The 12,458-nt window shown below is 56.3% G+C and carries 7 protein-coding genes; 3 read left to right on the forward strand and 4 right to left on the reverse strand.

Annotation, left to right across the window (positions count from 1 at the left end):
• Positions 1-52: 52 nt before the first annotated feature.
• Together umuC and CAG22_RS20935 are read left to right on the forward strand one after the other, a co-directional pair.
• Positions 53-1,321 (forward strand): translesion error-prone DNA polymerase V subunit UmuC, encoded by a 1,269-nt coding sequence (gene umuC / locus CAG22_RS20930; protein WP_085706072.1) that lies wholly within the window; start codon positions 53-55, stop codon positions 1,319-1,321.
• A 138-nt stretch (positions 1,322-1,459) separates the two neighbouring features.
• On the forward strand, positions 1,460-3,352 hold the full coding sequence (locus CAG22_RS20935) for an AAA family ATPase (RefSeq protein ID WP_085706073.1): 1,893 nt from the start codon (positions 1,460-1,462) through the stop codon (positions 3,350-3,352).
• A gap of 560 nt (positions 3,353-3,912) precedes the next feature.
• On the opposite strand, the gene CAG22_RS20940 is transcribed toward CAG22_RS20935, so the two are convergent.
• From CAG22_RS20940 to CAG22_RS20955, 4 genes are all read right to left on the reverse strand, one after another.
• The gene (locus CAG22_RS20940; protein ID WP_085706074.1) at positions 3,913-5,121 is read right to left on the reverse strand and encodes a hypothetical protein; all 1,209 of its coding nucleotides are present in this window, start codon (positions 5,119-5,121) and stop codon (positions 3,913-3,915) included.
• Between the two features lie 410 nt (positions 5,122-5,531).
• Positions 5,532-6,173 carry an ankyrin repeat domain-containing protein gene (locus tag CAG22_RS20945; RefSeq protein ID WP_170929324.1) on the reverse strand — a complete coding sequence of 214 codons (642 nt, stop codon included), beginning with the start codon at positions 6,171-6,173 and terminating at the stop codon, positions 5,532-5,534.
• 790 nt (positions 6,174-6,963) lie between these two features.
• Positions 6,964-8,484: an NCS1 family nucleobase:cation symporter-1 gene (locus tag CAG22_RS20950; RefSeq protein ID WP_085706076.1), complete on the reverse strand. Its 1,521-nt coding sequence runs from the start codon at positions 8,482-8,484 to the stop codon at positions 6,964-6,966.
• A gap of 253 nt (positions 8,485-8,737) precedes the next feature.
• On the reverse strand, positions 8,738-11,149 hold the full coding sequence (locus CAG22_RS20955; protein WP_085706077.1) for a TonB-dependent receptor: 2,412 nt from the start codon (positions 11,147-11,149) through the stop codon (positions 8,738-8,740).
• A 244-nt stretch (positions 11,150-11,393) separates the two neighbouring features.
• On the opposite strand from CAG22_RS20955, the gene CAG22_RS20960 reads away from it, so the two are divergent.
• On the forward strand, positions 11,394-12,431 hold the full coding sequence (locus CAG22_RS20960) for a sterol desaturase family protein (RefSeq protein WP_085706078.1): 1,038 nt from the start codon (positions 11,394-11,396) through the stop codon (positions 12,429-12,431).
• Positions 12,432-12,458 lie beyond the last annotated feature (27 nt).

Below are 12,458 nucleotides of genomic sequence, written 5' to 3' on the forward strand. Positions count from 1 at the left end.
ATTGCTTCTAAAGCTGTTTTTAGATCTTTCTTAAATCATTGTTTATAAGCCTATTTCATTCCTAACCTTTAGCAAGCCCCGGAACAACTCGTTCTATGCGAGCTGTGAGCGTGTGTTCCGGCCGGATCTGGCCAAGACCCCCATCGTGGTCCTGAGCAACAACGACGGCTGCGTGATCGCCAGGTCGTACGACGCGAAGCCGTTCGTCAAAATGGGTGAGCCTTACTTTCAATGCAAGGACACGCTGCAGCGGCACGGCATTGTGGCCTTTTCATCAAACTATGCGCTCTACGGCGACATGAGCGAGCGCGTAATGTCGCTGATTGAATCAATGGTTCCGGCGGCGGAGGTGTATTCGATCGATGAGTGCTTTGCCGATCTGACTGGGGTTCAGGGCAGTCTCACCGAGTTCGGCCGCCAGGTGCGGGCCAAGGTGCTCAAGTGCACCGGCATCCCAGTAGGGGTAGGTATTGCCCCTACCAAGACACTCGCAAAACTGGCCAACCATACCGCGAAGCGCCTGCAGGCGCAGACCGGAGGCGTGGTTGATATTTGCGACCCGTTCAAGCGGGACTGGGTGTTGCGCAACACCGAAGTCAAGGAAGTCTGGGGGATCGGCAGGCGGATGACGGTGCACCTTGAGGCGATGGGCATTCGCACCGCGATGGACTTGACCAAGACGGACCCGTGGACGCTGCGCCAAAAGTTCAGCGTTGTCGTTGAGAAGACAGCCCGGGAGCTTGCCGGCACACCGTGCCTTGACCTCGAGGAGACTGCCCCGCCCAAGCAAGAGATTTGCTGCAGCCGTATGTTTGGCAAGCGCCTGACTGAATTGGCGACGATCAAGCAGGCGGTGGCCAGCTATGCCGGCCGAGCGGCCGAGAAACTCCGGGCGCAGGGATCTGTGTGCAAGCGTATGCGAGTAAGCATCCGCACGGGCATGTTCAACCCGGACGAAGCCAAGTACGCCAAGGGCGTGCTGGTGGAGCTACCGTATCCCACCAACGATACGTTGCTGCTCACCAGGGCGGCCACCGAGGCGGTGGAGCAGGTCTACCGGCCAAGGTATCGATTCAGCAAAGCCGAGGTGCTGTTGATGGATCTACGGCAGCCGGGCGAGTTCACCGATGACATGTTCGCGGTCACGCAGCCGGTGGCATGCGACCGACTGATGTCGGTGCTGGACGAGATAAATGGGAAGTACGGCCGGGGAACGATGCGTTCGGCCAGCGTCCCCCGTACCCCCGATTGGGGGATGCGCCGAGAGATGATGAGTCGTTCCTACACGACTCGGATCGATCAGCTATGGCGGGTACGCTGAATCCATATGAGCTTCTACTGGAATGAAGTGGGAACTCTCTTCATAGGGGCTTGTTCTGATCTGGCCTCTGCGTCAATCTCTCCTTATCTCAACCGCTAATTGGGTTGATCGATCTGAAGTCAGAACTCAGGAGAACCTATGCTTTTTGAAAGTACGCTGCCCTACAAAGGCTTTTTCTTAGAGAATCCTGTAGAGATTGATAGTCCTGTCGCGGTGCTCACAGGAAAGAACGGCGCAGGAAAAACCCGATTTCTAGAGGCAGCTCGGAGTGCTATGCAGGTAACTGATGGTGGACGGTTTATTCCTTCTGCGAACATAGCTTATGTGCCCTCTACAACGATGCAAGGCCGCATCAGCAACGGCTATGCACGCGACGAACACCATACTCGGCTGGCCATGGTGGTTGGCTGGTTTAATAGCCAAAAGGAGGTTTTCGCGTCCCCTTATCGGGATGAGCCGCATTATAATCAAATGAATCCTGGGGCCCCCTATAATTTTGAGCAAATGTATAAATGCTTTGCATCCATTGCGCGAAAGCTAGGGAAAAGCGTTGGGGAGCTTACTGAGGAAGAAATTAAGTTTAATTTTGAGGGCGGGTTTCAGATTTTCGATGGCCTGGATATTGGGAATGTCTGTAATGATTACATAAGGCGAAAGAGAACCAACTTGTTTGAGAAGTGGCGCGGAGAAAATTACGGCGGAAAGAGTATTTATTTGGAATTGCCAGAATTTGTTAGGTCTTTTGGTGAGCCGCCGTGGTTGTTGTTTAATGATGTGCTAAATGAGATATTTGACGGCAAGATCGGCATTGATCCGCCAAATGATGAGATGGGTGATGATGTTTTTAATCCGGTCTTGAAAGATGTATCTACCGGGCAGGAAATACCATTAGATGGACTGTCGTCGGGAGAGAAAAGTCTTTTATGGCTTGCGACGGTAATGTTTAAGTTGAAATATAGGTCGGAATTGACTTCTGGGGTTCCTGAGTTGATTCTGCTGGATGAGCCGGACGCATTTCTGCATCCAAAAATGGTTGTAAAGTTTTATTCCGTAATTCAGCGAATCGCAGAGTCTTTTCATTGTAAAATAATTTTTACTACGCACTCTCCGACAACTGTGGCATTGGCGCCTGATGAATGTGTATATCGGGTTTCCTCAAAGGCAATTGTTCTGACGGAAAAAGATGAAGCTCTAGCTGACTTGCTCGATGGCGTAACCCAGATTTCGCTGAACTCTCGTAACAGACGTGAGGTGTTCGTCGAGAGTAAAGGAGATATGGATGCGTATAGATACATATATGACAAAATAAAGTCTCGTTTTCCGAGTGTTGATTCGAAAATATCGCTGTCATTCCTCGTGGCAGGCCCCAAAATGCCACCTAGCCAAGTGGAAGTGAAAGTAGGACAGTATCTGCGGGGGATCGAGAAAGAGGAGTTGCGACGATTCACGGAAGAGCTAAATGGCGTCGGTGATTGCGGTCAAGTTATAGCGATGGTTGAATCACTTTCTTTTGCTGGAAATTCTACAGTGAGGGGCATAGTAGATTGGGATCTTAAAAACAAACCAGTCCGGAATGTGGTGGTGGCTGGTTGTGGGCTTTACTATACGATAGAAAATATAATGCTTAACCCGCTCTATGTGTTGCGTTTGCTTTACGGGCACTCACCGCATAAGTATGACTTGGCTAAATATTGTGGCGTACAGGTTAGTGTTCGCGAGTGGATGGAGCGCGTAGAGCTTCTTCAGGCCTCAATTGATAATTTTATACTTGAGTTTAGAGGTTCGCCAAATGCACAGGATGTAAGCATTGAACTTCTCGGTGGTTATGTTTTGAAACTGGATTTGGAATATCTTACATGTAATGGCCATGAGTTAATGGCGCGGGTGATCGCTCGTTATCAAGAGCTAAAATCTTTAAATGGCAGGGAGGGGGGAGTTCTTTTTGCTTTGGTGAAGTCGATGGTTGACGATTTCGGGTGGGAGTTTGTTCCTGCTTGCTTTGATAAAATTTTTAGTTCCTTGCAGAAGTAGATTGTTGCAAGCTGTTGACTTTGCTGGCCTATGGAGCTTATTGGAATATTGGGGCGGGTTTGAAACGCTAATCCTGGTCGAAGCTGTCGTATGGTCGGGTCAGCCCTCCCGGGGGGAATGACGTACCTTAGGGGGGCAAAGAATGGGACAGAACGAGGACAATTTGAGACATAGTGCATGCAGTGATTGCGGCTTTCTCGTCCATGTCGGTCTCATGGGCCGGTTGTAAGGGCTCAGGCGAGGATAGTCGGTTCTCGGAGCTACAGCGCCTTGTCGAGCGTGTCGGATCACTTTTTTCAGGCGAGTTGAGCTTACGTTACCTCGAATGGTAAAAAATGGTACTACGCCTGTTCGCTAGCCCGAAAAACGGGCGGCTAGGAATAAACTATGCCCAATCCATCCCAGGAGCAACCACCAACCGAGTTCCTTGGAGGAGACGATTGCTCCAGGTTCTTAGCCGAGCGCGATTCGCTGTCCGCTGGCGTTGGGCGTGCGGCGCCAAAATTGCAGCTCCTTTTTGCGTCGTCTCGTACTGTTCCACACAGGACGTATTCAGAGTCTTACCCCATAGCTTGAAGTCGATTGGGATAGGCTGCCTCGATACCTGCCTTATGATCGTCGCTCATTCCGCGCTCCAGGTCATCAATCCACTCAAAGAACTCTGTCAGGTTGTTCAGGCTGAAAACGCGTACGCCATAGCGACCCTCGAGATTCACGCTTGGCTGGCGGACTAGGTCGGCCATTGGTTGGTCCATAAAAAACGCGTTGCAGTACGGAGCGTAAAGCGAAATGTGCTTGACATCCTCAAAGAAACCATTCAGTCGTTTACGAGCCTCTTCGCGGTTAGCATAAGCGCCTCGTTTCACCATAGCCTTCAGTGTTGCGTACATTCGAGCCGAGATATACAGATTCGGCACTTGTCGGAAGTGTTCCGACCTGAAGAACTCAGCGCATTGTTTAAGGCGCTCAGTCAACCCCTGGTCTTTCGGTAGCCAATGCAGCATTTGCTCGACAACCTGACTCACAATCGGGGAGTCCAGCATTGCTTGGGCGTCACCTCGGGCGAGCCGCTGTATCATAGTGATGTACGTGCTCAGGTAGTTATCGGCAACCGCCTGTACCTCTTGGGCGACGTCTTGGTCGAACGTTTGAGTGGAGGCTTGCCATCGATCAAACAGATCGATCAAGCCATCGACAGATTGCCCCTTCAAGAACCTATTGAGTTCGACGTCTTTGAAGTAATCAGGCACGTCAATACGGAAGTAATCGTCCCACTGGTCTAGTGGGCCTTCTATAGCGTCGTCATCCTCAAGTACATACCCCGAGGGCTCACCCTTAAGGAAAGCGCTCCAGGCCTTCGTGACCTGGGTGGTTTCGACGTCATAGTCCTGCTGGAACTTCGCACCACCCGATACCTCTTTGATGAACGCCAAGAGGTCGGTTTTATTGAATTCCTTATAACCTCGCCACTGATGGGTTTCGTCCTCGTGAATAGAGGAGTACGGCGCAACCAAAAGCTGCAGGCTCGCCGCTTTCTTCACTCGATCTGCCGCCTCTACAAATCGAGGGTCTCCGCCACGGAATGCGCTAGAAAAGAAGAATTGGTCCAGGTACAGGACCTTTTTTCGAATTTCCGGCAGCCAAACACTGATGTGATGCTTACAACGGAGGCATCCACGAAGAACGTGGTCGTCGCGGACGGACACGTTTCCGAAGCAGCTTTTCCCGTTGCAGCCGGGGCAATCTCCGAGAATATGGGTAACCAGCATCGTTGCCTCCAAGACGGTTTTCCGAAGATTCTGACACCAATGTGTTGGACATACGACTGAACACGCGGTTGCAATCGTTACTGCCTTCTGGTCGAGCTGGTACAAAAGTGGTACGGCAAGGATTTATTTTAGCTGTAGGCCTTTAAAACAAAGGCGTGTGAGATGAGTCGGTGCAATCCATTACTTACAGCTTGGCCACGGCAATCTTCGATGCTGATGCGGAATTCAGCTGGAGCTGCTGGGAAGGTCCGCTTTTGGCACGTAGCGGACGGTAGGCGCTACGGCGCAGGCGCACCATTTCGCTAGCGAGGGCATTTGTGAGGCGTCCATGTCAGCGCTACCCATCACAATTAGGTCATCCCGTCTAGGCGATGCGACGGCATCCAGCCCGCTAAATAAAGTCCAGAGCCCTAGCTGTCTAGGTATTCGTCCATGTCCAGTTCGGGAAACTTGCGCGTCATGAATTGCAGCGCATCCGGGTCACGGTTGTCCCGATAACGTCGTACGGCATTCAGGAAATCGATTCCGCTCCACATCTCAGTCCATAGGATTTCAGGTTTGTGGCGCAGTAACACCTTCAGCGCTTCCAGAGAAGTACCGCCAAAATTGGTTACATGTCTTGCCGCTGAACAACCTTGACGGTCGACAGCGTCAATATCGGCTCCCGCCTGCAACAGGCGCTCCATGATCTCGGGGTGACGTCTGTTGGTCGCCCACATCAAGGGTGTCATTCCATGACAAAGCGGGTCCTTGAAGGGTTCGTCCGGATGCTTCCCGGCTGATAACAGCGCTTCGACCACTATCAGGTCACCCTTCATCGCCGCTAGGGCCAAGGTGCCATCCTCTGCATACATCCCGCCACGTCGCACTAGCTCCACAGCCAGGGCGGATTGATTGTAGCCGATGGCACAACGGACAGCGGATTCTCCCCATTCGCCACGCAGATAACGCAACCTCCACGGCTGCGCCAACTGCAACGCGGCTTGGTGATTGCCAAGTTCGATCTCTTGAAAAAGTCGAGAACGAATGGTTCGGCGAAACCAATGGTTCAAATGGTAAGAGTTCCAGTTTTCAGGAATAGTGAAAACGAAAGTTCTCCACCCAGGGATCCGTATAACGAAAACACTTGCCATTATGCACTCGGCGCTGAAATAGGTGGCCAGATGCTACCGCCGCACGTTGCAATCCAGAACCCTCAGCTTTTACACGCACTCCTGAAACACCTCATGTGTGCCGACGCAGCCGACGCGATGACGCATTACCAAAAGCGCAGGCCGATAGCAGCATCAGCGAGTTCATCTAAAAGTGTCGGCAGTTAGGCCGAATGGAAAAATGGTTGGTACGAAATTGGTACGAAAATCGTTGGCTTAGGATGAAACCCCTGTAAACGTTGGGTCGGGTGAAGAACCAGCCCAATCCATCATGGGTGCAACGCTGAAGCGACGGGAAGGCTCAGGGCGCGTGGTTGCTGGGTTAGAGCCTGGGTTTGTGGTCATATCGTTCAACGTGTCTTGTACCAAATTCAGCAATTTCGAGGGTGTTTGTAGCAAACCGAGGGCGCGACGTAGCAAAAGTCGGCGGCAGGAGATCGGTGATTGCCAGGGCAGGCGGCTAGTTTACCAAGAGAGCAGGGCATGCGTCTGGAAACAGATCGGATGGTCCTGCCGAACGAGCGGGCATCTCAGCTGGCTGCTGGGAGCCTTGTAGGAGCGGCCTTGTGTCGCGAAAGGGCTGCGTAGCAGCCCCAGGGATTCAGCGCAGAGGCTCAAATTGCTGGGGCTGCTGCGCAGCCCTTTCGCGACACAAGGCCGCTCCTACAGGGGGCCGCGCTGGCAGCCCCGGTCAGTGGTGCGTGCTATCCACTGCGATGCTTTCGCCGGAAACCTCAAGGTATCTGGCGCTGCGGTTGGCGAGGGCATAGTGGATCAGCCCGCCCAGGCCCGCGCCGAAGAACCAGGAGAACTGCGACAGCGTTTCGAACGCCGGTACCAGCGCCAGCACGATGGCGATCAGCGACGCCGGGATGAAGGCCGCTACGGCGCGCAGGTTGACCCCGCCACGATAGTGATAGGTCGCCTCGCTGCTTTCGCTATACAGCTCTGGCAGGTTCACCCGGCTGCGGCGAACCAGGTAATAGTCGGTGACGATGATCCCGTACAGTGGGCCGAGCAGGGCGCCCAGGCCGCCAAGGAAATACACGATCACGGACGGGCTGTTGTACAGGTGCCAGGGCAGGATCAGCACGGCGATGGCGGCGCTGAGCAAGCCGGCGCGGCGGAAGTTCAGCAGGTTCGGGGCCAGGTTGGTGAGTACGTAGGCCGGGGCGACGAAGTTGGCCATGATGTTCACCGCCACGGTGACGATCAGGAAGGCCAGGCAGGCCAGCACCAGGCCGGCGGTGTTCGGGATGGCTGCAACGATCTCGGTCGGTCCCTGCACCAGTTTGCCGTCGATGCTGAACTGCGCACCGGCGAGCACCACGGCGATCAGTGCGAAACCGAGCATGTTCACCGGCAGGCCCCAGAAGTTGCCCACGCTGATGGTACGCCGGTCCGGGCAGTTGCGGGTAAAGTCGCAGAAGTTGAGGATCATGGTGCCGTACAGCGAGACCCACAGCGCGGCGGCACCCAGCACCTTCAGCCACATCGTGGAGCCGGTCGGCGCGTTGCCGCTGGACCAGGAAATTGACAGGCCGCTGCGCCAGTACATCCAGCCCGCCAGGCCTGCGAAGGCGACCAGGATGATCGGCCCGGCGAAGGATTCGTAACGGCGCACCATCTCCATGCCATAGGCGAAGATCGCCACCTGCACGCACCAGATGCCGAGGAAGGTGATCCAGCCCAGGGTCGACAGGCCGAGGATCGAGTTCTGGTCGTAGGGCTTGAGGTCGGGAGCGATGGCGGTAAGCAGCACGCGCAGCACTACCGAAGCGAGGTAGGTCTGGATGCCGAACCAGGCGATGGCGATTACCGCGCGGATCAGTGCCGGGATCTGCGCACCATGGATGCCGAAGCTGATCCGGCACATGACGGGGTAGGGCAGGCCGGTCTTCTGCCCCATGTAGCCGGACAGGTTCATGAGGCCATAGATCACCAGTGCGCCGAGCGCGAAGGCTGCGAGGATCTGTGCGCCGCTCATGCCCAGGGCGAAGAGGCCGATGGCGAAGGAGTAGTTGGCGATGTTGTGCACATCGTTGGTCCACAGTGCAAACAGGCTGTAGCGGCCCCAGGTGCGATTTGCCGCGCGGGTCGGTGCAAGGTCGGCACTGTAAAGGCGCGGGCTCAACTCCAACTGAGTGGGCCCAGCCGTTTCGGCAGGGAGAACATCAAGCTGGCTGACACCGGAACGTGAAATTGACGCCATCGGGACTCCGTAACTCTTGTGTACTTTTATTTTTGGTTTTGTATACAAACAAGATTCGTACCAACCCACCGAGCAGTTGGAGTTGGCGGTTCTCGGGCTTTTGTATCCTCTTTATTGGTCGTAGTCACCTCTGATGCGAGCCTGCAGATGGGAAATTTGTACACACATATTGTGCGCATGTGTTACTGGCTGCGCCAAATATGGATACTTGTTTGGCGCCGCTGCCGGGCATCGGCAGCGAGCGCCGGCTGGGTCAGAACGCGTACACCAACGTGGCCGTGGCGCTACGTGGGCTGCCGTACCAGCCACGTGAGCCGATCGCCGTGTAGTAGGTCTTGTCAAACAGGTTGTCGAGGTTCAGCGAGACGCTGGTTTGCGGCGTGAAGGCATATTGCGCCATCAGGTTGACCACGCTGTAGGCACCCTGGGTGAAGGTCTCCTTGTTGGGGCCTGCGTTTTTCTCGTACTCCGATCCTTGCCAGCGCACACCGCCGCCCACTTTCAGTTGCGGCAGTGACTGCAGGCGGTAGCTGGTGAACAGTTTGAGGGTGTCGCGGGGCACTTCGGTAAGCAGGCGGTCGCCATCCGAGTTCTTGCTCACGGCATAGGTGTAGCTGGCCGATACTTGCCAGTCAGGCAGGATCTCGCCCGCCATTTCCATTTCGAAACCGCGGGTCTTGGTGCCGGACTCGGCCCGGTAGGCCTGGTTGCCGTCTGGCGCCTTGTTGGCACCGTCCTTCACGGCCAGGTTGTCCTGGTGCACTTCGAACACGCTGAGTGCAGCAGTCAGGCGCTTGTCCCAGAACTCGCTCTTCAGGCCTAGCTCGTAGTTCACGCCCTCCAACGGGTCGATGTAGCTGCCCGATGCAGTCTGTTTGTCTTGCGGGTTGAAGATGGTGGTGTAGCTGGCATAGGCCGACCAGTTGTTGTCGATGTCGTAAACCAGCCCGATGTAAGGGGTGACGACCCCGGTTTCGCTGCGCGAGGTGCGATCGGTTTCACCGCTCGCCAGTGTCTCGTGGGTTTCGTCACGTCGCCAGTCGATCACCCGAGCGCCGGTAATCAGCGACAGGTCATCGGCCAGGCTCCAGCGCACCGAAGCCACCAGGCCGTCCTGGGTTTCATCCAGCGCATCCTCCGTCGTCTTGTTGTAGATGGCGTCGGGTATTGGCAACGAGCCATCCCAGTCATGGATGTTGTCGATATCCTGATACGTCCACAGATCGTAGCCGTCGTTGCGGTAGTAGGCCCGGTAGTGGCTGAGCCCGACGTACGCCTGGTGCTCGCGCGACAGCACTTCGAACGGGCCCGTAGCCGACAGGTCGAACGAGGTCTGCCGAGGTTCGCCTGCCCAACGGCCAGTCCAGGTCTGGATGCCGCTGCCATCAGGTTTGACGGTGCCGCTGGCGGCGGTGGCAAATACGTCGTCATAGCTTCGGCGACTGTGCTCAGCATTGAATTTCAGGTGCCAGCCGTTGGCCAGGTCGTGATCCAGGGTGGTGAACAGGGTCTTGGTGCGACGCTTGTGGTAGCTCCAGTCCGAGGCCGAGTTGAACGAGCGGGAAGGGCTGAAGTGACTGCCATCGGAGTTGAACATCGGGAAGCCGTGGTTACCGGCGCCGTCGTTGTCCATTTCCTGATACTCCGCCCCCACGGTCAGCATCGTGCTGTCGGTGATGTCCCATTCCAGCACCCCATAGCCCACCTGTCGCTCCAGGGACTGGCGGTCGACGTAGCTCTGGCTGTCGGTGTTCGAGGCCACGAGGCGCCCGCGTACATTGCCGCTTTCCGACAGCTTGCCAGACACGTCCAGCTCGGTGCGGTAGGTGTCCCACGAGCCTGCTTTCAGGGTCAGCTTGCGTTGCGTTTCAAAGGTCGGCTTCTTGCGGATCAGGTTGACGGTCGCACCGGGGTCACCGGTGCCGGACATCAGCCCCGTGGCCCCGCGTACCACCTCGACCCGGTCATACGACACCATGTCGGCAAGGTCATCGCGAAAGCCAAAGCTGTCAGGCCGGTTGAGGCCGTCGACCTGGATGGTGCCGACCTCGAAACCACGTACATAGATATGATTGGCGTCGCTGCCGGCCGGCCCCATGCTGTCGACGACCACGCCTGGGGTTTGTTCCAGTACCTGGGCAACATCGTTCAGGTTCTGGTCTTCGATCTGCTGGCGGGTCACCACGCTGATCGACTGTGGTGTCTCGCGTGCCGAGAGGCGCAGCCCGGTTGCCGTATTGGCCGAACCTGTGGTGTAGCTGCCGGTGCCTTCGGTGGTGGCACCCAGCCCCACGCTGGAGACCGTCGTTGCAGCGAGTTCCATCGTGCCATCCTGGCTCGGGCGGGCCAACATGTAGTGCTTGTCTCCCGCTTGCAGCACCTGCAGGCCACTGCCTTGCAGCAGTTGCGCGAGGCCTTGCTCCAGCTCGTAACTGCCCTGCAGTCCCTCACTGCGCAGGCCAGCGATTTCTTCGTTGCTGACGCTGACAGTCACCCCGCTTGCCGTGGCGAACTGATTGATCGCGGCCCCCAGCGGCCCGGCCGGGATGCTGTAGCTGACAGGCACGGCCCAGGCATTGGCACTGGCCAGCAGCGAGCCAGAAAGGCTTGCTACCAGTGCGGCTTGGCGAATGCTGAAGGCGGGGGGAGAAAAACAGGCGGACATCCATTGGCTCCTTTCGATGGACTATGCGGGTGCAATGATGAGAAGCGTAGTGATAATGATAAAGCTTCGCATAAAGGCGGCCGGATAGTTGTCCTTCCTCCTGCAGTTGTCAATCGGTGTGTTGTGTTTTTGCGGGTGGGGGCAAGCGATTACCCGGTGCTTGAAGCAGCACTTCATGCAGAAAGCCACTCGAGTAAACCAATCTGATTTACAATTGCGTCCCTTTTGCCGAGGCTGACGTTTCGTGGATGCCCTGTCGCTTGCCTATGAGCACCTGACCGATTGGGTGATCACGCCCGTTACCGACCAGTTTCTCGGCATTTTCAATTTGAACGGCCGTTTCGGGGCCTTGTTCCTTTGCATCTCCTATGGCGCAGCCTATGGTCTGTTCCGCTTCAGGAAGCGGCGCGGCCTGAGCGACGCCCAGTCGTTCTGGCAATTCATCGGTGGCGCCCGGGTACATCTGCATCCCTCGGCGCTGCTGGACTACCGCTACTACTTCGTGCGGGCCATCCTCAAGGTTGCGCTGGTGCTGCCCGTCGTCCATCTGGTCGACCCCTACATCCTGCGCTCCGGCGATTACCTGGCCTTTTTCAGCAACCTCTGGGGCGCGCGCCCGCGCCTGGGCGAAAACCTCGCACTGTCCCTGCTCTACGGGTTGGGGGTGTTCCTGCTCAAGGACTTCATCCATTACTGGGCGCACCGGGCCTTTCACTCCCGCTGGCTCTGGGCCTTTCACAAGGTCCATCATTCGGCGCCCGTGCTGGTGCCGGCGACGGCGAGCCGGGTGCATTTCGTGGAAAAGATCGTCGAGAAACTGAGCACCGGCATTTGCATCGGTTTCTACGCCGGATGCTTCTGGTACCTTTGCGGCGGTGAAGTCAGCCGCTACACCCTGTTCGGTGTGACCTACCTGGTTTTTATCTTCAACAGCCTGGCGGCCAACCTGCGGCATAGTCATGTCTGGCTGTCGTTCGGCCCGGAGCTGGAACATGTGTTCAACAGCCCGGCCCAGCACCAGATCCATCACCGCGACGCCCCGCGCCATTTCAACCGTAACTTCGGCACCAACCTGTCCCTCTGGGACTGGATGTTCGGCACGCTCTATGTCACTACATCAACGCCCGAAAGCATCCGCTTCGGCACCAACGAGCAGGACCACCAGCGTTACCTGACGGTCTATAGCCTGATCGTCACGCCCTTTGTCGAAACCGGCCGCAAGTTCCTGGTGAAGTGCCAGCGCAAGGCTGTGCTCGGCGCGTCCGGCAGGGCAGGCCGTTAGCTGATCTCGTGTTTGTTGCGAACGACT

Origin of the sequence: Pseudomonas sp. B8(2017), from assembly GCF_002113575.1 — a bacterium.
In the GTDB taxonomy this organism is placed as follows: domain Bacteria; phylum Pseudomonadota; class Gammaproteobacteria; order Pseudomonadales; family Pseudomonadaceae; genus Aquipseudomonas; species Aquipseudomonas putida_Z.